Here is a 21,148-nt window from a genome sequence, read left to right as displayed (position 1 = left end):
CTTCTGATCGACGATCGCTTGGTCGAAAATCGGCTCATCGAACAGCGTCGCCGTTCAACGGGCGCTGCGTCGGCGCGGCCCAGTCAAGGCTCATGGCTATTACAACTCCCATATTTTGCTTTGCCGCTCGCCGCTGAGCTTACGCGTTATCGGCCGTGTCGAGAAACCAGCGGTCCTGGCCTTCCAGACCAAGCGCGGTCAGACGTCCGGTCATATAGGCTCCCGTGTCGATCCCGATCCGATTCGCCGCCTCATCGACGGTTTCCGATATGGTGTGGCCATAAACGATTATTCCGTCAAAGCTATCTTCCGCTTCCAGAAACTCCTCGCGGATCCACCTCAGGTCGGACAGTTTCTGCCGCTCCAGCGGCACCCCGGGCCGCACGCCGGCATGGACGAATACATAGTCGCCGATCTGGACCATATCTTCGCCGCGGCCGAGGAAATCGACGTGCGCCTGCGGCACCACGTCCGACAATCGTTCGGCCACTTCTTCGAAACTCGCCGCCGCATAAGCCGCGTCGTCGCCCCAATAGCTGCGGATGGTGGCGTCGCCGCCAATGCGGACGAAGTAGCGCACCCGTTTCAAATCGCCGGTGAGCGCGGCGAGAAAACACTCTTCGTGATTACCGATCAGCATCACCACCTTGTCGAACGGCGCTCCCAGCCCGATCGCCCGCTCGATCACCGACGCGGAATCGGGGCCGCGATCGACAAGATCGCCAAGCAAAATCAATGTTGTGAAAGCCTTGCCGCGGGCGGCGTTATCGGCTTCGACCTTCGCCAGCAATTGCGCGAAAAGATCGTCACGGCCGTGTATATCGCCAATGGCATAGACGCGCTCGCCGTCCGGCACGCGCGAAAGCGCTGCCGACACCCGGTCGTCGCGTTGTCGGCGTTTCAAGAAACCAAGAAAGGACATATGGGCGTAATATCAACTATATCAGTAGCTTACAAAAACGAACTTGTCCGCCTGTCCCCTCGTTGACGGATGCCGTGCCACTTTGTGATACACCAACCGGACAGCCGATCGAGAATCCCTTGCGGTCGGCGCGGCGATTAGAGCCAAGTTAAGCCACCGGCAAGAGCTTTGCGCTAGGGCGGCCGGAAGACTAGCCGAGGAACCACCTGATTTATGCCTTTGGAACCGCCTTCGACACCATTCTCCGCTCGCCGAAAGATCATGGTCGTGTTCGGCACCCGCCCCGAAGCGATCAAGATGTTTCCGGTTGTTCATGCCCTGCGCCAGCTGCCGACGCTTGACGTGCGCGTGTGCGTCACCGCCCAGCACCGCGAGATGCTCGACCAGGTGCTTGAAATCGCTCGCATCACCCCGGACATCGATCTGGACGTCATGCAGGCCAGTCAGACGCTGGACGGCCTTCTCGCCCGGCTTGTCGTCGGGCTGGGCGAGACATTCGACCGCGAACAGCCCGATCGCGTGCTGGTCCACGGCGACACCCTGACGACGATGGCGGCCACCCTTGCCGCCTATTTTCGCAAGATACCCGTCGGCCATGTCGAAGCAGGCTTGCGCAGCGGCAATATCTATCACCCCTGGCCCGAGGAGGTGAACCGCAAGGTCGCCGGCGCGGTCGCCGATCTGCACTTTGCCCCGACCGCGACCGCCGCGGCCGCGCTCCGCGCCGAAAATGTGCCCGCCGACCGCATCCATATCACCGGCAACACCGTCATCGATGCCCTGCTCGCGACCAAGGCGCGGATCGACGAAGATCCTTCGCTGGCGAGCGGCCTCGACCCGCTCGTTGCGCGCTTTGCCGGCAAGCGCATCATTGCCGTGACGTCGCACCGGCGCGAGAATTTCGGCGACGGGATGAACGCCATCGCCGAAGCGATTGCGGCGATCGCGGCGCGAAGCGATGTCGCGGTCGTCTTTCCGGTCCACCCCAATCCGCATGTCCGCAGCTGCATGGAACCGATCCTGGGCGACCTGTCCAACGTGGCCTTGATCGATCCGCTCGACTACCCGCATTTCGTGCGCCTGCTCGCGACATCCGACCTGGTGCTGACCGACAGCGGCGGAGTCCAGGAAGAGGCGCCGGCGCTTGGCAAACCGGTGCTGGTCATGCGCGAAACGACCGAGCGCCCCGAAGGCATCGAAGCGGGCACGGCGCGGCTTGTCGGAACCGACAAAGCGCGTATTGTTTCCGAAATTTTCAGCCTTCTCGACGATAAGGAGGCCTATTCGGCCATGGCCCGCGCCCATAATCCGTTCGGTGACGGCACGGCGGCCAAACAGATTGCGGAGATTGTTGCGCGTGCCCATTGATACACAGCAGACGGTCACCGTCCTCGGGCTCGGTTATATCGGCCTGCCGACCGCGGCGCTGATCGCGCGCTCGGGCTGCAAGGTGACCGGCGTCGATGTCAGCCGCAACGTCGTCGACACCGTCAACAGCGGCAAGGTCCATATCGAGGAGGTCGACCTTGACGGGCTGGTGCAGGGCGTCGTGTCGCGCGGCGCGCTGGTGGCTTCGGTCGATGTTGCGCCCGCCGACACCTTTGTTATCGCTGTGCCGACCCCGCACGATGATGAGCATCGGCCCGACATCAGCCATGTCCTGTCGGCGGCGCGCGCGATCGCGCCGAAACTCGAAGCCGGCAATCTCGTCATCCTCGAATCGACCTCACCCGTCGGCACCACCGAAAAGGTTGCGGCGCTGCTCGCCGAGCTGCGCCCCGACCTTAAGGTTCCTGGCGCCTGCACCGGCGCCGCCGACATCTTTGTCGCCTATTGCCCCGAGCGCGTGCTGCCGGGACGCATCCTGGTCGAGTTGGTCGACAATGACCGCTGTATCGGCGGCATCACCCCGCGCTGCGCCCGGCGGGCGATGACTTTTTATCGGCAGTTCGTGCGCGGTGCGTGCGTCACCACGTCGGCGCGCGCCGCCGAAATGGTCAAGCTGGTCGAGAACAGCTACCGCGACGTCAACATCGCCTTTGCCAACGAGCTGTCGATGATGGCTGAGCAGATGGGGGTCGATGTGTGGGAAGTCATCCGCCTCGCCAACCGCCACCCGCGCGTCAACATCCTGCAACCCGGCCCCGGCGTCGGCGGCCATTGCATCGCGGTCGATCCCTGGTTCCTGGTCCATGGCGCCCCCGAGCATAGCCGCCTGATCCGCACCGCGCGTGAGGTTAATCTGGCCAAGACCGCGCATGTCATCGGCGCCGCCGAAATGCTGGTGTCACAGCATCCGCAAGCGCGCGTCGCCTGCCTCGGCCTCGCCTTCAAGCCCAATATCGATGATTTTCGCGAAAGCCCGGCGGTCGAAGTTGCGGCCGCGCTGGCACGCCGGTTCGGCCCGCAGATCCAGATCGTCGAGCCCTATGCACGCGGCCTGCCGATGGAGTTCGCGGGCACCGGCGCCGAATTGATCGACCTCGACAGCGCGCTGGCCGATTGCGACCTGCTGATCGTCCTCGTTGACCATGATCTGTTCAAATCGATCCCGCTCGAAGAACGTGGCGAAAAGATCGTCTATGACACGCGCGGCCTGTGGCTCGACCAGCCGAATGTGGCAGGCGCCAGTCCGCTGCATCGCGCGGCCTGATTTCCGTTGTACATGGCCCCCCGTCACCGTCTTCACGATAACGCCGGAACCGTCCGGCGACTGCAACGCCTGGTCGTCGAAAAGCCTTGGGGCCGCGACGATATTCCGTGCGAATATGGTGATTTCAGGGGACGCCGGATCGGCGAGATCTGGTTCGCCCATCCCGACGGCGATGCGGCGCCGCTGATGGTCAAATTCCTCTTCACCTCCGAACGTTTGTCGGTCCAGGTCCATCCCGACGACGCGGCAGCGAAGGCCGCAGGTCTGGCGCGGGGCAAGGACGAATGCTGGCTGGTGCTGGCGGCGGACGCCCATGCCCAGCTTGGCGCCGGATTGACCGTCGATACCGATCGTGACGCGCTACGCGCCGCGGCGCTCGATGGATCGATTGTCGACCTGATCGACTGGCGCGCCGCCGCAAAGGACGATTTCGTCTATAACCCCGCGGGCACGATCCACGCGATCGGGGCCGGCCTGACGATTGTCGAGGTGCAGCAAAATATCGATCGCACCTACCGTCTCTATGACTATGGCCGTCCGCGCGACCTGCACCTGGACGAGGGGCTGGCCGTTGCCCGGCTCGATCCCGCAGCCGATCCCCGCGACCGCCGTATTGACGGCACTGCCGACGCCAAACTGGTCAGTGGCCCTTATTTCCACGTCCTCCACCTGACCGGCCCGGTCGATCCGCGGGCAATCGCACAGGTCGAAGGCGAGCTGACGTTCGTGCCGCTTTCGGCCGGATGCCATGCGGCGGGCACCGCGGTATCGCTCGGCGAGGCCGTGCTGCTTGGCGATCCGTCGCTGATCGCCATCGAACCCGGCGGCCGCGCCCTGCTGTGCTGGGCGACCTGAGCCGCGCAGCGCGCGCCCCTTGCAGCGCCTGACCGTATCTCCCATATCGCTCGCCATGAGCGAACCTAATGCGCACCGTGCCGCGCCCTGGCATGGAACCACCATCCTGTCCGCCCGCACCGCCGAAAAGGTCGTCGTAATCGGCGACGGGCAGGTGTCGATGGGCCAGACCGTGATGAAGCCCAACGCGCGCAAGGTGCGCCGTCTGCACGACGGCAGCGTCATCGGCGGCTTTGCCGGGGCAACCGCCGACGCCTTCACCCTCTTTGAACGGCTCGAGGCCAAACTCGAACGGCACAACGGCCAGCTGTTGCGCGCTGCGGTCGAACTCGCCAAGGACTGGCGCACCGACAAATATCTCCGCAATCTGGAGGCGATGATGATCGTCGCCGACAAGGAAGTGACGTTGGTCATTACCGGCAATGGCGACGTGCTGGAACCCAAGGGCGGCATCGCGGCGATCGGTTCGGGCGGCAATTACGCCCTCGCCGCCGCCACCGCGCTGGTCGAATATGAGACGGACGCCGAAGTTCTGGTGCGCAAGGCGATGCAGGTCGCCGCCGACATCTGCGTCTATACCAACGATCAGTTCACCCAAGAAACCATCGAAACTCAGGTGTAAACCAGATGAACAAGGACCTGACTCCCAAGGCGATCGTCGCTGCGCTCGACACGCATATCATCGGCCAGGACGCCGCCAAGCGCGCGGTCGCGGTGGCGCTGCGCAATCGCTGGCGCCGCCAGCAGCTGGCGCCCGACCTGCGCGACGAGGTAACGCCGAAGAATATCCTGATGATCGGCCCCACCGGCTGCGGCAAGACCGAGATTTCGCGTCGCCTGGCGAAGCTGGCCGACGCCCCCTTTATCAAGGTCGAGGCGACCAAGTTCACCGAAGTCGGCTATGTTGGCCGCGATGTCGAACAAATCGCCCGCGATCTGGTCGAGGAAGCGGTGCGGCTGGAAAAAGAGCGCCGCCGCGAAGCGGTACGCGCCGCCGCCGAAGAGGCCGCAATGGAACGGCTGCTCGACGCGCTCACCGGCAAGGGCGCGAGCGAAGCGACCCGCCAGAGTTTTCGCCAGCGCATCCGCGACGGCCATCTTGACGACAGCGAGGTCGAGATCGAGATTGCCGACGCGCCGAACATGCCGTTCGAATTGCCGGGTCAGCCGGGGCAGATGAGCATGATCAACCTGTCCGACATGCTGGGCAAGGCGATGGGCGGCGCACCCAAGAAGCGCCGCAAGCTGAAGGTCATCGAAGCCGCGACGCGGTTGATCGAGGAAGAACAGGACAAGCGCCTGGATCAGGATGATGTCGCCCGCATCGCGCTCGCCGATGCCGAGGCCAATGGCATCGTGTTTCTCGACGAGATCGACAAGATCGCGGTCAGCGACGTGCGCGGCGGATCGGTCAGCCGCGAGGGCGTCCAGCGCGACCTGCTACCGCTGATCGAAGGCACCACGGTTGCGACCAAATATGGCCCGATGAAGACCGACCATATCCTGTTCATCGCCTCGGGCGCGTTCCATGTCGCCAAACCCAGCGATCTGCTGCCCGAACTGCAGGGCCGCCTGCCGATCCGCGTCGAATTGAGCGCGCTGACCGAAAGCGATTTCGTCCGTATCCTGAGCGAGACCAAGGCGGGTCTGCCCGAACAATATGCGGCGCTGCTCGGCACCGAGGGCGTAACCCTGTCGTTCACCGACGATGCGATCGCGCGGGTCGCCAAGCTGGCGGCCGAGGTCAACGAGCGGGTCGAAAATATAGGCGCGCGGCGTTTGCAGACGATCATGGAGCGATTGGTCGAAGAGATCAGCTTTGCCGCCGAAGACATGTCGGGAACCACTTTGGCGATCGACGCGAGCTATGTCGAACGGCAGCTTTCCGAGATTGTCGGCGATACCGACCTCAGCAAATATGTGCTGTAACCCGCGAACGTTCGGGCGGGCGTAATTAGGCTTCTTTTCAGCCGTTCGTTTGCCGAACTTCATTTGACTTTCGCGGCTCGTCAATGCGATGAACGGTGCGACACGGTCGACACGGGTTGCAACCGACCGGCGCGGAGACAGTAATGACAGACGAGGACGTCGCCCCGGAACAGGGCGAGCTGGCGATCACGCGCACCGGCGATCGGCTTCGGCTGGCGCGGGAAGCCGCGGGGTTGTCGCTTGCCGATGTGGCGACGCGGACGCGGATCACCCAGCGTCATCTGGCCGCGATCGAAAAGTCCGATTTTTCCGAACTGCCGGGTCGCACCTATGTCACCGGTTTCGCGCGGGCCTATGCCCGCGCCGTCGATTTGCCCGAGGCGGAGGTCGGCGCCGCAGTGCGCCGCGAACTCGAAGCCGACGCTTATGGGGCGCGGCCGCTGTACGAGGCGTATGAGCCCACCGACCCGGCCCGATTGCCGACCGCGCGGCTGACGTGGACGCTGGTCATCGTCACCTTGCTGCTGGCATCCGCTTATGGGGTGTGGCGCTTCCTGTCGGTCGAACCCGACGAGGCGCTGATCGCGGCGCAGAACCGTGCTGCCGATGCGTCCGAAGCGCCGCAGAGCGACGCCGCCGCGCCGCCGACAACCAAGGCCGGGACCAGCACGTCGGCCGTCGCCGCCAATGCGCCCGTCGTGCTGACCGGTCTATCCGAAGTCTGGATCGGGTTCGACGACGCCGCGGGCAAAACCGAAAATTGGCGCACGCTCGATCCGGGTGAAACCTATCAGGTGCCGCCCGCCTATATCGAGCAGTTCACGCTGCGCACGAGCATCCCGCAGGCGCTGAAAGTTACCGTCGGCGGCCGCGACATTGGTGCCATCGGTCCCGCCGACACGCTGGTCAAGGGCATCTCGATGAAGCCTGCCGATCTGGTCGCCCGCGCCGACGCCGGCGGCCCGGCCGCCGCCACGCCGCCGCCAGCACGCGCGCTGCCCAAGGGCTGAATCGGCCGTCATTCGGGCCGGTAAGAGCGGCAGCGCACCGAATTGGGTTTGCGCTGCTGCACTTTGCCGCGTTATGAACAGAACAATGGTTAATTGGTGGGGGCCGAACGGCAAATGAAGATGCGTCATATCACTTTCCTCGGAGCGGCGTCTGTCGCGCTCGTAGCGGCGATGCCCGCGCTGGCGCAGGACGGCGCCATCGACAAGCGGGTCGAGCGGTTGGAAAAGGAAATGCGGGCGGTCCAGCGCTCGGTGTTTCCCGGCGGCAGCCCGACTTTTTTTGAAGGCGAGATCGCGCCCGACAACACCCCCGGCGAACGCGCGCGCAGCAATGCGCCGGTGATCGACCTGACCGCCCGCGTCGACGCGCTGGAGACTCAGCTTCAGACGCTGACCGGCCAGACCGAGCAGAATGCGTTTCAACTGCGCGAGCTGGAAAAGCAGTTCACCGCTTACAAGACCGAGATGGACAAGAGATTTGCCGACCCGGCAGCGATCGCGACCCCCGCCAATCTTGGTTCCGTTCCGACGGTGAGGCCGCCGGCGGCGACGGCGACCGTCGCCGCCGCACCCGCCAAAAAACCGGCGGCGACCCCCAAGCCCGCAGCGACGACGCCCAATGCGGCGCGGCTTGCGCTGGTCAAAAAGGTCGAAATCCCCGCGACAGGGAACGAAACGAAAGACGCCTACGACTATGGCTATCGCCTGTGGGAAGCCAAGCTCTATCCCGAGGCGCAGGTCCAGTTGAAACAGGTGGTGACCAAATGGCCGACCAGCAGCCAGGCAAGTTTTGCCCAGAATCTGCTCGGCCGCGCCTATCTGGACGAGGGTAAACCCAGTCTCGCCGCCGTCGCTTTCTATAACAATTACAAGGACCGGCCCAGCGGTGCCCGCGCGCCGCACAGCCTGATGTACATGGGCGTCGCGCTCGACAAACTTGGGCGCAAGGCCGACGCCTGCAAGGCGTTCCGCGAACTCGAAGAAGTGTATGGCGACAAGACCCCGCAGGATGTCCGGACCGATGCTGCCGCCGCAAAAACAAAAGCAGGTTGCTGATCGCGACAGCGCCGACCGGCTGGCAACCGACCTAGGCGCGCTGGCGGGATCGGACTGGCACCGTCTCCACTACGGCGTCGCCGTGTCGGGCGGCCCCGACAGCATGGCGCTGCTCTGGCTGATGGCGACGCTGTTGCCCGGACAGGTCTGGGCGGCGACGGTCGATCATGGGCTGCGCAAGGGGTCCGGCGACGAAGCGCGCATGGTGGCGGGTTTTTGCGAGCGCGAGCATATTCCCCATTCGACCTTGCGGCCCGCGGTTCCGATCAAGGGGTCGCTGCAGGCGGCCGCGCGCGCCGAACGGTACCAGCTGCTCGAACAATGGCGCGGGGCCAATGCGCTCGACCATATCGTCACCGCGCATCATGCCGACGATCAGCTTGAAACGATGGTCATGCGGATCAATCGCAGCAGCGGAGTGAGCGGTCTGGCGGCGATCCGCGCCCGCAACGGCGTCATTCTGCGGCCGCTGTTGCACTGGCGGCGCGGCGATCTGGTCGATCTGGCGCTGGACCATGACCTGCCCTTTGTCGATGATCCGTCGAACAACGACCATCGCTTCGATCGCGCCCGGCTGCGTCAGGCGCTGCGATCGCAGACGGTGCTGGACCCCGCCGCCGCGGCCCGGTCGGCGGGCTGGCTTGCCGAAGCCGACGAAGCGCTCGACTGGGCGGTGGAGCGGTTGATCGCATCGTGGCCCGACGCCTCCGACATCGCGGTGATCCGCGACGAGGGCTATCCGCCCGAGATGTTTCGCCGCATCGTCGCCCAGCGCCTGCGGGCGAATGCACCGCAGCTGGCGGTGCGCGGCGCCTCGCTCGACGGCGTCATCGCGGCGATGCACCAGGGCAAGCGGGCGATGGTCGGCGCCCTGCTGATCGACCCCGTCCGCGGCTTTCAGACGACGATTTGGCGCATTTCTGCTGCGCCGCGCCGGAAACCACCCAAAAAGGCCTGATTGGCTCATTGTCATTTAACCCGATTATCCTATCTTGTTGGGGTAGGAGCGCATCGCCGCGCCGGTTAGGAAAGATTCCGCATGCAGGACGACAAGGAACCTCAGGGCAACCCCTGGATGAAGAGTGTGATGATCTGGAGCGGCATTTTGCTCGCCATGCTCCTCGTCGCCTCGATGTTCGGCGGGGCAGCGCAGCCTGCGGGCAGCGCGCTTGCCTATTCGGAGTTCCGTCAAAAGGTCGAGGAAGGCAGCGTAAAGGACGTCGTGCTGTCCGAAGACAAGGTGACCGGCACGCTGTCGAACGGCGACCGTTTCACCGCCAATGTCGTGCGCGATCCCGACCTGCTGAAAATGCTCAACGATAATGGCGTCAAATATGACGGCAAGGCGACCGAAGCGCCGAACTTCTGGATGTATATGCTCCTCCAGTCGCTGCCCTTCCTGCTGATCCTCGGCATTGCCTTTTTCGTCTTTCGCCAGGTCCAGAAGAACAACGGCTCGGGCGCGATGGGCTTTGGAAAATCGCGCGCCAAGATGCTGACCGAAAAGCAGGGCAAGGTGACCTTCGACGACGTCGCGGGCATCGACGAGGCGCGCGAAGAACTCGAAGAAATCGTCGAATTCCTGCGCGATCCGACCAAATTTTCGCGGCTCGGCGGCCAAATTCCGAAGGGCGCCTTGCTCGTCGGTTCGCCCGGCACCGGCAAGACCCTGCTCGCCCGCGCCATCGCGGGTGAAGCGGGCGTGCCCTTTTTCACCATCTCGGGTTCGGACTTCGTCGAAATGTTCGTCGGGGTCGGCGCCAGCCGCGTCCGCGACATGTTCGAACAGGCCAAGCGCAACGCGCCGTGCATCGTGTTCATCGACGAAATCGACGCCGTCGGCCGCCATCGCGGCGCCGGTCTGGGCAACGGTAATGACGAGCGCGAACAGACGCTCAACCAGCTGCTCGTCGAAATGGACGGGTTCGAGGCGAATGAAGGCATCATCATCGTCGCCGCGACCAACCGCCCCGACGTGCTCGACCCTGCCCTCCTCCGCCCCGGCCGCTTCGACCGCCAGGTCGTCGTGCCGCGCCCCGACATCGAAGGCCGCCAGAAGATTCTGGAAGTGCACACCCGCAAAAAGCCGCTGGCACCCGACGTCGACCTGCGCCGCGTTGCGCGCGGCACCCCGGGCTTTTCGGGCGCCGATCTGGCCAATCTGTGCAACGAAGCGGCGCTGCTTGCGGCGCGCAAGGGCAAACGCCTGATCGCCAACGACGAGTTTGAAGAGGCGAAGGACAAGGTCATGATGGGCGCCGAGCGCCGATCAATGGTGATGACCGAGGACGAGAAAAAATCGACCGCCTATCACGAGGCGGGCCATGCGCTCGTGTCGCTGCACGTCGAGGGCTGCGATCCGCTGCACAAGGTGACGATCATCCCGCGCGGCCGCGCGCTGGGCGTGACGTGGAACCTGCCCGAACGCGATCGCTATTCGACCAATATGAAGCAGATGAAGGCGCGCCTCGCGCTGTGCTTCGGCGGCCGGATCGCCGAACAGCTGATCTATGGCAAGGACGAGCTCAACACCGGCGCGTCGAACGATATCCAGCAGGCGACCGAAATGGCGCGCTCGATGGTCATGGAATATGGCATGTCCGACAAGCTCGGCTGGCTGCGCTACCGCGACAATCAGGACGAAGTGTTCCTGGGCCATAGCGTGTCGCGCGCGCAGAATATGTCCGAAGACACCGCCCGGCTGATCGACGCCGAAGTTCGCCGCCTGGTCGAAGAAGGCGAAAATGTCGCGCGCAAGGTGCTCACCGATCATCTCGACGAGCTTCACCTGCTCGCCGGCGCGCTGCTCGAATATGAGACGCTGTCGGGCGAGGAGTCGAAACGCGCGATCAAGGGCGAAGACATCGGCCGCGAGGACGACGCCGACAAGCGCGGCACGCCGGTGTCGGGCCACGCCGGGTCGCTGCCGCAGATCAAGCGCAAACCGCGCCGTCCGCTGGGCGACGCCAATCCCCAGGGCGCGTAGCCTTAACGCGCCGCCACGCTCGATTCAGGGGTTATTCATTGGCTGACGGCATTTTGCGGCGCATGCCCTTGGGGAAACGCGTCCGCATCTTGCCTGTCCTGCTCGCCGCACCGTTGCTTGGCGCGATGGCGCCGGGGGACATGAGCGTCGCGGCCTTTCTGGCCCGCGCCGATTCCATCGCCCGGCTCGGACCGCTCGCGCTGGCCACCCCGCAGGGAAACCAGCTGAAGGGCGAAGTGGTCGCCGCGGGCAAACGTTACAAGGCGCGGATCGATGCCGACCGCCGCGCGGGCCGGAAAACGACCAGTTGCCCCCCCGAATCCGGAACGCTGACCCCCGATCAATGGCTGGCGCATCTGCGATCCTATCCCGCCCCCGTCCGCAGGACCGTGAGCATCAACGCCGCGTTCGATGCGTTGATGAAGAAACGCTACCCCTGCCCCGCCTGATGCGCCATGGAGCGATCGACCAAGGAGACGGTGATGACCGGTAAAGCGTGGAAAATTCTGGCGATCGCCGCCGTGCTAGCGATGGGTCCGCACCCCGCCGCGGCGCAGGGCACCGGCGCGCTGACCAGCAAGATCGAACTGGAGCGACTGGCGCCGACGACGAGCGGCCAAGCCGCGACAAAAACCTACGTCGCGCCCGACGTCGTCGTCCCCGGCGACCGCATCCGGGTGACGCTGACCTTTACCAACAATGGCGCCGCGCCCGCGGCGGGGCTGAATCTGACCAACCCGATTCCCGAAGGTCTGGTGTACGACGAAACCGCTGACCCCGCCGGATTTGCGGTTTCGATCGATGGCGGCAAGACATTCGGCGCGCTCACCGGCCTGACGGTGCCGGTATCGGGCGCCGACCCGCGCGCCGCGGTGGCGGCCGACGTGACGCATGTCCGCTGGCTGTGGCCCGCCGCAGTGGCGCCCGGGCAAAGCCGCTCGGTCGCCTTTTTCGGGCGCGTCCGGTGACCGGATCGCGGCGCTAGTCGGTGACAATCTATTGCGATGAATCGGGCGGGCTCAATGCGGGCGCCATGATTTTTTCGGCGGTGATGCTGACGCCGCAGGCCGCCGCCGATATTCACGCCCGATTTCGCTCCGTCACCGGGCTGCGCGGCGAATTGAAAGGCAGCCGGATCAGCATTGTCGAGCGGGCCTACCTGCTCGAACTGTTCGATCGCGCCGGTGGCCGCGCATGGGTCGCGGTGGCGAAGCGCGATACGCTGGCGCAGAATCCGGGCGGCACCCTGCCCAGCGACCTGACGCTTTACGCCGCGCTGCTCGATCTCGCGGTCGGCCGCTGGCTTCCCGAAACCGGCGGCGTGTGCACCGATGTGGTGATCGATGAAGGCCGCTACGATCCGACCATCCTGGCGAAGGTTCGCGAAGATATTCAGGCCGGACTAGGCGAGTGGGGCCGCGCCTCGCTCGCCGACAGCCGCCGCAGCGACGGGGTGCAGATCGCCGATGTGATCGCCAACAGCCTGTTCAACATCACCGTCAGCTCGCCACGCGCGCACCGCATCCAGCGGATCATCGAGCCGATGCTGGCATCGAAAGCGATCCGCGTGGCGGAATTGACGCAGCTTTCTTAGCTGGACGTCCGGTTTGGGGTGATTAGCAGACGTTCAGGGTCGCCCTGAATTCCACTGCGCTCACAGGAGAAAATCACACCGCAGCACTTTCCGCTTCGTCGTTGGCAGCCACCTGCCGCGCGATCTGCGCGGCGTGGGTCAGCGACACACGCGTTCCCGGTGCGGTATCCTCGACCGCGATTTCGGCTCCCAATTGCTTGGCGAGCGCCTGGACGATACGCGTGCCCAGCCCCGCGGTCGGTCGTTCGGGATTCTCGCCGAAGCCGACCCCGTCGTCGGAGACCGACAGAGTCCAATCGTCGCCCGTCGCGGTATAGTCGACGACGACATGGCCATGGCGGTCGTTCGGAAAGGCGTGCTTGAGAGCATTGATCACCAGCTCGGTGACAACCAGCCCCAGGCTGACCGACACATCGCCGCCGATCGAAACCGGATCGACCTCGGTGGTCAGCGTGAGCTGCTCCGGGTCAAAGATCATCGACGCGCCAATGCTCGCGCACAGCTGCGCCAGATAGGGTTCGAGCTCGACCGCATTCGCGTCGGATTCGGCAAGGTGGCGTTGCAGCGTCGCGATCGACATCACGCGTTGATGCGCGTCGCTCAAATGGCCTCGCGCTTCGCTCGACTGCACCTTGCGCGCGCTCTGCATCAATATGCTCGCGATGATCTGCAGGCTGTTGGCGACCCGGTGCTGCATCTCGTGAAGCAGCGCCGCATTGTCGTGGACCAGTGCTTTCTGCCGCTTCTCGCTCGCGCGCACTTCGGTCACGTCGATCACCGTGATCATCATGCGCGTGTGGAGGCTGTCGCCATATTCGAGCCGCTGCGCCTTTAGCACCAGTCGGCGGCGCCCACCGAGGCTGGTTTCGATATCGACCTCATACGCCTCGACGTCCGCCGCGCCCGAGAGGGTCGCGTCGATCAGCGAGCGCAGCCGCGGCAGATCCCATTGCTGGTTGTCGAGGTCATAAATCGTCCGGCCGGTGACGGTATCGGGATCGATGCCGAAGGCCGCACGGAAACTGTCGCTCGCCGCAACGATCGCGAGATTTTCGTCGAGCAGCAGGAGTGGCGCGTCGGACGCAAGCACCACCGCTAGCCCCAGCGTGCGGCCCATGTTGATTGGAGGATTATCGGCAGCCATCCAGCGCGCCTTTCCGGTCGGCCCGGGCCGCAGGACGCGGCCTTGTCGGCAACCAAATCGCGGAGCTATGTTCATCGGCGTTGCCGACCATTGCCCCGAAATCCGCGTATAGCATGCAGCGGGGCGGACACGCACAGAATCGACAAGGCGGTCACCTCCCACCGTAAGCGGGTCGGAAGAATATATCGGCAATCGTCGGCAATTGATCGATTCCGGACCCTTGTCGTCCCGGACTTGATCCGGGATCGGATCGGCGCAAGAGCCGCGTAATATTCCAAAGTTCAGGAAAGTTCAGCCTTATGCATCGCTGCATTTGTCGCGCTCGGCGGACAGATGGCGGTCGATTCTTGGCCGCATCCGGAATCTAGGCCGCGACCGCTTTTGCCTGTAAATTGAAAGAGCTGAGATGAAGGCTGGCACAGCGGAACAATGTAGGACAGCGTTTTTTGATCTGCGGATGGCGGCTTTGGGGTGGGGAGTTGCCCTACGCCCTCCTCGTCATTCCCGTGAAAGCGGGAATGATGGAGGGAAGAGAGAGCGTCCACAATCGGCCGCCAGGAAATATTCCGCACGCCCCACCCCAACAAAAAGGGCCGCGGTTTCCCGCGGCCCCCCTTGTATCGATGTTCGCGGCGCTTATTCGAAGTCGCTGCCGCCGCCCGCGGGGCTGCGCGGCGGCGCGGCGGCGGTCAGGCGCAGGGCTTCGGCCGAGCGGCTGATCGAGCTGATTTCATCGGGCGTATCGTCATCGTCGACGACAACCTTTTGCAGCGTCGTGATCAGCGTTTCCTTCAGATCCTTCGGACGCACGGTCTGTTCGGCGATTTCGCGCAGCGCCACGACCGGGTTCTTGTCGCGGTCGCGGTCGATCGTCAGTTCCGAGCCGCCCGAAATCTCACGCGCGCGGTGCGCGGAGAGCAGGACGAGGTCGAAACGGTTGGGAATCTTGTCGACGCAATCCTCGACGGTAACGCGGGCCATGTTGTTTCCTTAGAATATCGGAGAGACCAGCCTTTTGGGAGGCGTGGCGGCAAGCGCTGCGCGCTAGCAGCAACGCCCGTGGCTGTCAATCGAAGCGCTGCCCTTGCGGCGCTTGCAGCGCCCCGCCTATGAGCCGAAAGATGACCGATGCGCCCTGCCCCCCCGCCAGCGATCCCGATACCCTGACCGCGGACGTCGCCGGGCACCGGCTGGAGGTCATCGTCGACGGCGACCAGCGGCTCGACCGCATCCTGGCGCTCCTGTCTGGCGCCATCCGCAGCATCGACATCATCATGTACATTTTTGAGCACGACGGCGCCGGAACCCGCGTCCTCGATGCGATGATCGCGGCGGCGCAGCGCGGGGTGCGGGTCCGCGCGGTGATCGACAGTTTCGGCTCATCGGATATTTCCGACAGCATTTTTGCGCCGCTGCGCGGCGCCGGCGGCAGCGTGACCTTTTTTTCGCGGCATTGGCGGTCGAGCTATCTGGTCCGCAATCACCAGAAATTGCTGCTGATCGACGAGACGGTGGCGGTGACCGGCGGTTTCAACATTGCGACCCCCTATCTTGGGACACAGCCGAACAATTGCTGGTTCGACCTTGGCATCGTCGTTCGCGGCCCGTCGGTGGCGCGCATGGTCGCCTGGTTTGCGGAAATCCACGACTATACGCTGAACAACGACGGCAAGCTGTTGATGCTCCGCCGCCTGATCCGCGAATGGCCGGTCGACACGGGGCCGGTCACCTGGCTGGTCGGTGGTCCGACCCAGCGGCTGTCGCCTTGGGCCCGCGCGGTGCGAACCGACCTGACCGGCGCGCGCCAGCTCGATATGGTGATGGCCTATTTCTCGCCCGGACAGGGCATGTTGCGGCGGCTCGGCCGCGTCGCGCGGCTCGGCCGGGCGCGCTTCATCATGGCGGCAAAGTCCGACAATGCGGCGACGATCGGCGCCTCGCGCCTGCTTTATGGCTATCTGCTGCGCAAACGCGCGCAGATCTGGGAATATCAGCCATGCAAGCTGCATATGAAGCTGATCGTCATCGACGATGTCGTTTATGTCGGGACCGCCAATTTCGACATGCGTAGCCTGTTCGTCAATGTCGAGGTGATGCTGCGCGTCGCCGACGCCGGTTTCGCGCAGCAGATGCGTCGGTTCATCGCGGCCCAGCAGGACGATTGCGACGACATCACGCCAGCGCGTCACAAGGCGCGCGCCGGGTGGCTGACGCGGCTGCGCTGGACGCTGGCGTGGTTTGTCGTCGGCGTCGCCGACTATACCGTGTCGCGGCGGCTGAACTTTGGCCTGGGTGAGACCGATCCCGATCTGGAGGTCTAAAGCCGAGAGGATCGGTTGCCATTTGGCTCAGGGCGAGTCGAAAATGGGGGCGTCTCGCGACCCGGAGCGCAGCGTACTTCTGTACGTGAGCACCGGAAGCGCGAGAGGTCGCCATTTGCAGGCCGCCATGGGCCAGATGGCAGCCGATCCTTAGTCTTTCCAGCCCCAGAACAGGAAGCAGGGCGGCACATTCACCCATTCGAACGCATTGTCGATACGGGCGAAATGTGGGGCAAGGAAGTCGCGCGCACGAGCGCGGAACTGATAGACCAGGAACGCGCCGCCGGGCCGCAGCACGCGATGCGTTGCTGCCGCAATCGCCGGGCCAACACCTGCGGGCAAGGTCGAAAAGGGCAGGCCCGACAGCACATAATCGGCCTTGTCAAAGCCATGCGCTGCGATGATCGCCTCGACGTCGGAGGCCGACCCGTGGACTGCGATAAAGCGGCTGTCGCGGATGTCTTCCCGCAGATAGTCGATGAAATCCTCGTTCGTGTCGATCGCGATCAGCGTCGCGTCACCCGCCATCCGTTCGAGTAGCGGGCGGCAAAAGGTGCCGACCCCCGGGCCATATTCGACGAACAGCTTCGTGCTCTTCCAATCGACCGGCCGCAGCATGTGGCGGATCAGCGTCGGCGACGACGGCACGATCGATCCCACCATGACCGGATGCTTGATGAAGCCGCGGACAAACATGCCCCACGGCCCGAAAAAGCGTTTGAGGCCCACGCGCAGCCGGCGCGCCAGCGGCGCTTTCTTTTCTTGGGCCTGCGCCCGCGGATTGGTCATGATGGCTTTCGCGTTGTTGCGGTTGACGAGGGCGTGGCAAAAACGGCGCGCGGGCGCAAGGAAAGAGTCAGTCTTGACTCTGGACAGGTCACCGCGCGCGTGTAGGGAAAGGCCGACATGGGCAGCTGAAAAGTCGGAGGTGAAGTCGATCATGGCGACAAAATCGCAATCGATCCCGGCCGACCGCATGACGATCCTGTTCGCGGTGATGCTGGTCGCCGCCGCCGGCAACACCGCGATGCAGTCGATCCTGCCCGCGATCGGCGCCAAGCTGCACATCCCCGACGTCTGGGTCAGCCTGGCCTTCAGCTGGTCGGCGCTGTTGTGGGTGATGACGGCGCCTTATTGGGCGCGCCAGTCCGACAAGCGCGGCCGCAAGGCGCTGATGGCGCTGGGTGTGATCGGGTTCATGCTATCGATGGCACTGTGCGGTGTGGCGCTCTGGTCGGGGCTTCAGGGCTATCTCGCCGCCGGCACCACCTTCGTCATTTTTGCGCTGTTTCGCAGCCTCTATGGCGGCTTCGGGTCGGCCGCGCCGCCCGCGGTGCAAGCCTATGTCGCGGCGCGCACCGACCCGGAGGAGCGCACCCAGGCCTTGTCGCTCGTCTCCTCCTCCTTCGGCCTGGGCACCGTGATCGGACCCGCGATCGCGCCGTTCTTCATTCTGCCGTTCGTCGGGCTGGCCGGTCCCCTGCTCGTCTTTGCGCTGATCGGTCTGCTCGTCCTCGTCATGCTGCGCTGGCGGCTGCCCGACGATGTGCCGCGGTTCGCGGCGCGCGGCGCGATCGTCGCTTATCCGACGTCGGCGGGGTCGCCCGCGGCGGCGACCGACGATAGCGACGATGATGTCGTCGACCCCGGCGCCGCCGCTGCGCCGCCGCTGCGCTGGTCGGACAATCGCGTTCGCCCGTGGTTGCTGGCGGGGCTGTACGGCGGCCAGGCGCAGGCGATGATGCTGGGCGTCATCGGCTTCCTGATCCTCGACCGGCTCGACCTCCGCCTCAACCCCGACGAGGGCGCCGCGATGACCGGCATCGTGTTGATGGCGGGCGCCTTTGCCACCCTGCTGTCGCAATGGGGACTGATTCCGCTGCTGAAGCTGTCGGCACGGACCGCAGTGCTGATCGGCGCCGCGCTGGGCGCCACCGGGCTGGTCATGACCGGGCTGTCGCAGGGCCTGCACGGCATCATCATCGGCTTCGCCCTCGCCTCGCTCGGCTTTGGCCTGTTCCGCCCCGGCTTCACCGCCGGCGCGTCGCTGTCGGTGCCGCGCCGCGATCAGGGCAGCGTCGCGGGGATGACCGCGTCGATCAACGGCTCGGCCTATATCGTCTCGCCCGCCATCGGCGTGCTGCTGTACAACTGGCACCCGATGGTCGCTTATGGCCTGATGGCGGGCTTCTGCGGCTGGCTGGTGCTGTGGGGCTGGTCCGCGCTGCGGCAGGACGAACCTGCGACCTGAATAGCCGTGGCCCTGAGCTTGTCGAAGGGCGCCTCGCCGAGAAGCGCCCTTCGACAAGCTCAGGGCTACGGTTGCGCCTAGCGCCTAGTCCTTCGCGGCGTCGTCGCTATGCTTGCGCTCGCGCACCGGCTTGAGCATCCCGGGCGCGAAAAAGCCGATCGGGTCGACGCTCATCGCGTTCTGCTTGATCTCGCCCTGGATTTTTTCATAGTCCTTTTCCATCGCCTCGGTCACCGATGCGCGGGTATCCTTCAACGCCGCGTCGAAATCGGCCATCGTCACCATGTCGCTGTTGATCGAGCGCTTGAGCGCCGCCAGACCGGCGCGGCGCGTCAGATCCTCCAGGTCGGCACCGGTGAACCGGTCGGATTTTTCCGCCAGCACCGCCAGATCGACGTCGCCCGCCAGCGGCATCTTGCCGGTCTGGATCTCGAGTATACGGCGCCGTCCCTCCTTGTCGGGAACCGCGACATAGATCAGCTCGTCGAGCCGCCCGGGGCGCAGCAACGCCGGGTCGATCAGGTTCGGGCGATTGGTCGCGCCGATCACCACGACCGACTGCATTTCCTCGATCCCGTCCATCTCGGCCAGGATCGTGTTGACGACCCGTTCGGTGGCCTGCGGCTCGCCCGATGCACCGCTGCCGCGCGCCGGGACCAGACTGTCGAGTTCGTCGATAAAGATGATCGTCGGCGCGACGGCGCGCGCGCGGGCGAACAGCCGCGCGATCTGCTGCTCGCTCTCGCCATACCATTTCGACAGCAGGTCCGACGATTTGATCGAAATGAAATTGGCATCGGATTCGCGCGCCGCCGCTTTGGCCAGCAAGGTTTTGCCGGTGCCGGGCGGACCATAGAGCAGGAAACCCTTGGCGGCCCGGATGCCCAGCCGCCGGAACGCCTCGGGATGCTTCAGAGGCAGCTCGATCCCCTCGATCAGCTTCTCGCGCGCCGCGTCGAGACCGCCGATATCGCTCCATCGCGTCGTCGGCGCCTGCACCATCACTTCGCGCATCGCCGACGGCTGCACGCGCTTTAATGCGTTGCTGAAATCGTCGCGCGTCACGCGCAATTCTTCCAACACCTCGGGCGGGATCGTGCCTTCGGCCAGATCGAGCCTGGGCATGATCCGCCGCACCGCCTCGATCGCCGCCTCGCGCGTCAGCGCCGCCATATCGGCGCCGACAAAGCCAAAAGTCGTGCGCGCCAGCTCGGCCAGATCGACATCGGCGGACAGCGGCATACCGCGGGTGTGAATGCCCAATATCTCGCGGCGTCCGCTCTCGTCGGGCACCCCGATGATGATCTCGCGATCGAAGCGGCCCGGGCGCCGCAGCGCTTCGTCGATCGCATCGGGGCGATTGGTCGCGGCGATCACCACCAGATTGGTCCGCGGCTCCAGCCCGTCCATCAGCGTCAGCAGCTGCGCGACGAGGCGCTTTTCGGCCTCGCCCGTCACCTGGCCGCGCTTGGGCGCGATCGAATCGATCTCGTCGATGAACAGGATCGACGGCGCCGCCTTGGCAGCCTGTTCGAAAACATCACGCAGCCGCTTTTCGGATTCGCCATAGGCCGACCCCATGATTTCAGGGCCGTTGATCAGGAAAAATTGCGCTTCGCTCTCGTTCGCGACGGCGCGGGCCAGCCGTGTCTTGCCGGTGCCCGGCGGCCCGTGGAGCAGCACCCCGCGCGGCGGATCGACGCCCAGGCGGCGAAACAGCTCGGGATAGCGCAGCGGCAGTTCGACCATTTCGCGCAGCTGGTCGATCGTCTCGCCCAGCCCGCCCAGATCGTCATAGGTCACATCGGTGCGGCGCGCGTCCTGCGGCTCTTGATATTCGGGCAGCAGCTCGATTTCGGTATTCTCGTCGATAAACACGACGCCCTTTGGCGCCGCCGAGACGACGATCAGGCGCACCTCGGCCAACGCATAGGCCGGCGCATTGAGCATCTGGCGCAGCTGCGGCGGCATGTCGCCCGATTCCAACCGCTGTTGCCCGGCGGTCGCGACGGTATCGCCCGCCACCAGTGGCCGCCCAAAGAAGCTGCGTTTCAGCGCGTTCGCCGATCCCTGCAACCGCAGATTTTCCTGCGCCGGGGCGAACACCACGCGCGTCGCCGGGCGCGTTTCAACGCGGCTGAGCATCACCATATCGCCCGCGCCCGCGCCCGCATTGGCGCGCTGCAGGCCGTCGAGGCGGATGACCTCCAGCCCTTCATCCTCGGCATAAGGCGCCACGACGCGCGACGCGGTCTGCCGCTTGCCGCTGATCTCGATGATATCGCCTTCGGTGACGCCCAATTCGGCCATCGCAGAGCGCGGGATGCGGGCGATGCCGCCGCCGCTTTCCTCGGCGCGCGAATTCGCCACCTGCAGTTTTACCTGTTTTTCTTTTACCGCTGCATCGGCCAAGGCGCGTCTCCGTCA

General features: G+C 64.9%; 19 protein-coding genes. 14 read left to right on the top strand and 5 right to left on the bottom strand.

All coding sequences use genetic code 11. The features are described from left to right. Nucleotides 1-139 precede the first annotated feature (139 nt). Nucleotides 140-877, bottom strand: coding sequence for a metallophosphoesterase family protein (locus FFS68_RS02065; protein ID WP_249339980.1), 738 nt, complete (start codon nt 875-877; stop codon nt 140-142). 306 nt (nt 878-1,183) lie between these two features. On the opposite strand from FFS68_RS02065, the gene wecB reads away from it, so the two are divergent. The 12 genes from wecB (at nt 1,184) to FFS68_RS02005 (ending at nt 13,005) form a co-directional block, all read left to right on the top strand. After that, nucleotides 1,184-2,290, top strand: coding sequence for a UDP-N-acetylglucosamine 2-epimerase (non-hydrolyzing) (gene wecB / locus FFS68_RS02060; protein ID WP_249339979.1), 1,107 nt, complete (start codon nt 1,184-1,186; stop codon nt 2,288-2,290). Next, a complete protein-coding gene (gene wecC / locus FFS68_RS02055; protein ID WP_137751637.1) occupies nt 2,280-3,575 on the top strand; it encodes a UDP-N-acetyl-D-mannosamine dehydrogenase in 1,296 nt (431 codons plus the stop codon). The genes wecB and wecC overlap by 11 nt, the downstream gene beginning before the upstream one ends. A 12-nt stretch (nt 3,576-3,587) precedes the next feature. Further along, nucleotides 3,588-4,430 carry a class I mannose-6-phosphate isomerase gene (locus tag FFS68_RS02050; RefSeq protein WP_137751636.1) on the top strand — a complete coding sequence of 281 codons (843 nt, stop codon included), beginning with the start codon at nt 3,588-3,590 and terminating at the stop codon, nt 4,428-4,430. A 55-nt stretch (nt 4,431-4,485) separates the two neighbouring features. Then, nucleotides 4,486-5,052, top strand: coding sequence for an ATP-dependent protease subunit HslV (gene hslV / locus FFS68_RS02045; protein WP_137751635.1), 567 nt, complete (start codon nt 4,486-4,488; stop codon nt 5,050-5,052). A gap of 5 nt (nt 5,053-5,057) precedes the next feature. Continuing rightward, complete coding sequence (gene hslU / locus FFS68_RS02040; protein ID WP_137751634.1) at nt 5,058-6,359, top strand: ATP-dependent protease ATPase subunit HslU; 1,302 nt, start codon at nt 5,058-5,060, stop codon at nt 6,357-6,359. Between the two features lie 143 nt (nt 6,360-6,502). Beyond that, the gene (locus tag FFS68_RS02035; RefSeq protein WP_137751633.1) at nt 6,503-7,369 is read left to right on the top strand and encodes a helix-turn-helix domain-containing protein; all 867 of its coding nucleotides are present in this window, start codon (nt 6,503-6,505) and stop codon (nt 7,367-7,369) included. 120 nt (nt 7,370-7,489) lie between these two features. Beyond that, complete coding sequence (locus FFS68_RS02030; protein ID WP_249339978.1) at nt 7,490-8,425, top strand: tetratricopeptide repeat protein; 936 nt, start codon at nt 7,490-7,492, stop codon at nt 8,423-8,425. Further along, nucleotides 8,379-9,383 (top strand): tRNA lysidine(34) synthetase TilS, encoded by a 1,005-nt coding sequence (gene tilS / locus FFS68_RS02025; protein WP_137751631.1) that lies wholly within the window; start codon nt 8,379-8,381, stop codon nt 9,381-9,383. Before FFS68_RS02030 ends, tilS begins: the two co-directional genes overlap by 47 nt. 81 nt (nt 9,384-9,464) lie before the next feature. Then, nucleotides 9,465-11,411 carry an ATP-dependent zinc metalloprotease FtsH gene (ftsH, locus tag FFS68_RS02020; RefSeq protein ID WP_137751630.1) on the top strand — a complete coding sequence of 649 codons (1,947 nt, stop codon included), beginning with the start codon at nt 9,465-9,467 and terminating at the stop codon, nt 11,409-11,411. Nucleotides 11,412-11,473: 62 nt separating this feature from the next. Then, nucleotides 11,474-11,860, top strand: a complete 387-nt coding sequence (locus FFS68_RS02015) for a hypothetical protein (RefSeq protein WP_249339977.1) — start codon at nt 11,474-11,476, stop codon at nt 11,858-11,860. Nucleotides 11,861-11,893: 33 nt separating this feature from the next. Next, nucleotides 11,894-12,379 carry a DUF11 domain-containing protein gene (locus FFS68_RS02010; RefSeq protein ID WP_171003706.1) on the top strand — a complete coding sequence of 162 codons (486 nt, stop codon included), beginning with the start codon at nt 11,894-11,896 and terminating at the stop codon, nt 12,377-12,379. A 20-nt stretch (nt 12,380-12,399) separates the two neighbouring features. Beyond that, nucleotides 12,400-13,005 (top strand): DUF3800 domain-containing protein, encoded by a 606-nt coding sequence (locus tag FFS68_RS02005; protein WP_137751628.1) that lies wholly within the window; start codon nt 12,400-12,402, stop codon nt 13,003-13,005. A gap of 73 nt (nt 13,006-13,078) precedes the next feature. On the opposite strand, the gene FFS68_RS02000 is transcribed toward FFS68_RS02005, so the two are convergent. Next, entirely contained in the window at nt 13,079-14,149 is a 1,071-nt protein-coding gene (locus FFS68_RS02000; RefSeq protein WP_137751627.1) for a histidine kinase dimerization/phosphoacceptor domain -containing protein, read from the bottom strand. Nucleotides 14,150-14,785: 636 nt separating this feature from the next. Further along, nucleotides 14,786-15,130 carry a DNA-directed RNA polymerase subunit omega gene (gene rpoZ, locus FFS68_RS01995; protein ID WP_137751626.1) on the bottom strand — a complete coding sequence of 115 codons (345 nt, stop codon included), beginning with the start codon at nt 15,128-15,130 and terminating at the stop codon, nt 14,786-14,788. 140 nt (nt 15,131-15,270) lie between these two features. Between rpoZ and FFS68_RS01990 the strand changes: the two genes are divergently transcribed. Further along, nucleotides 15,271-16,470 carry a phosphatidylserine/phosphatidylglycerophosphate/cardiolipin synthase family protein gene (locus tag FFS68_RS01990; protein ID WP_137751625.1) on the top strand — a complete coding sequence of 400 codons (1,200 nt, stop codon included), beginning with the start codon at nt 15,271-15,273 and terminating at the stop codon, nt 16,468-16,470. Between the two features lie 150 nt (nt 16,471-16,620). On the opposite strand, the gene FFS68_RS01985 is transcribed toward FFS68_RS01990, so the two are convergent. Continuing rightward, nucleotides 16,621-17,259, bottom strand: a complete 639-nt coding sequence (locus tag FFS68_RS01985; RefSeq protein ID WP_137751624.1) for a methyltransferase domain-containing protein — start codon at nt 17,257-17,259, stop codon at nt 16,621-16,623. A gap of 151 nt (nt 17,260-17,410) precedes the next feature. Here FFS68_RS01985 and FFS68_RS01980 point away from each other — a divergent pair, with 151 nt between their 5' ends. Then, nucleotides 17,411-18,721 (top strand): MFS transporter, encoded by a 1,311-nt coding sequence (locus FFS68_RS01980; RefSeq protein WP_137751623.1) that lies wholly within the window; start codon nt 17,411-17,413, stop codon nt 18,719-18,721. Between the two features lie 84 nt (nt 18,722-18,805). Here FFS68_RS01980 and FFS68_RS01975 read toward each other — a convergent pair whose 3' ends face one another. Further along, nucleotides 18,806-21,133 (bottom strand): CDC48 family AAA ATPase, encoded by a 2,328-nt coding sequence (locus FFS68_RS01975; RefSeq protein WP_249339976.1) that lies wholly within the window; start codon nt 21,131-21,133, stop codon nt 18,806-18,808. Between the last annotated feature and the right edge of the window lie 15 nt (nt 21,134-21,148).

The sequence above is a fragment of the Sphingopyxis sp. L1A2A genome, assembly GCF_005502465.1.
Lineage (GTDB): Bacteria > Pseudomonadota > Alphaproteobacteria > Sphingomonadales > Sphingomonadaceae > Sphingopyxis.
The sequence above is the reverse complement of the archived record's forward strand: the minus strand, read 5'-3'. Positions and strand labels throughout refer to the sequence as shown.

Coding starts and splice junctions, on each gene's coding strand:
- FFS68_RS02000 (WP_137751627.1), bottom strand. CDS start 14,149: ATGGCTGCCGATAATCCTCCAATCAACATGGGCCGCACGCTGGGGCTA.
- FFS68_RS02030 (WP_249339978.1), top strand. CDS start 7,490: ATGCGTCATATCACTTTCCTCGGAGCGGCGTCTGTCGCGCTCGTAGCG.
- FFS68_RS01990 (WP_137751625.1), top strand. CDS start 15,271: ATGACCGATGCGCCCTGCCCCCCCGCCAGCGATCCCGATACCCTGACC.
- FFS68_RS01980 (WP_137751623.1), top strand. CDS start 17,411: ATGGCGACAAAATCGCAATCGATCCCGGCCGACCGCATGACGATCCTG.
- FFS68_RS01985 (WP_137751624.1), bottom strand. CDS start 17,259: ATGACCAATCCGCGGGCGCAGGCCCAAGAAAAGAAAGCGCCGCTGGCG.
- FFS68_RS02015 (WP_249339977.1), top strand. CDS start 11,474: ATGCCCTTGGGGAAACGCGTCCGCATCTTGCCTGTCCTGCTCGCCGCA.
- hslV (WP_137751635.1), top strand. CDS start 4,486: ATGAGCGAACCTAATGCGCACCGTGCCGCGCCCTGGCATGGAACCACC.
- hslU (WP_137751634.1), top strand. CDS start 5,058: ATGAACAAGGACCTGACTCCCAAGGCGATCGTCGCTGCGCTCGACACG.
- FFS68_RS02035 (WP_137751633.1), top strand. CDS start 6,503: ATGACAGACGAGGACGTCGCCCCGGAACAGGGCGAGCTGGCGATCACG.
- FFS68_RS02010 (WP_171003706.1), top strand. CDS start 11,894: ATGACCGGTAAAGCGTGGAAAATTCTGGCGATCGCCGCCGTGCTAGCG.
- rpoZ (WP_137751626.1), bottom strand. CDS start 15,130: ATGGCCCGCGTTACCGTCGAGGATTGCGTCGACAAGATTCCCAACCGT.
- tilS (WP_137751631.1), top strand. CDS start 8,379: ATGTCCGGACCGATGCTGCCGCCGCAAAAACAAAAGCAGGTTGCTGAT.
- FFS68_RS02050 (WP_137751636.1), top strand. CDS start 3,588: ATGGCCCCCCGTCACCGTCTTCACGATAACGCCGGAACCGTCCGGCGA.
- ftsH (WP_137751630.1), top strand. CDS start 9,465: ATGCAGGACGACAAGGAACCTCAGGGCAACCCCTGGATGAAGAGTGTG.
- wecB (WP_249339979.1), top strand. CDS start 1,184: ATGGTCGTGTTCGGCACCCGCCCCGAAGCGATCAAGATGTTTCCGGTT.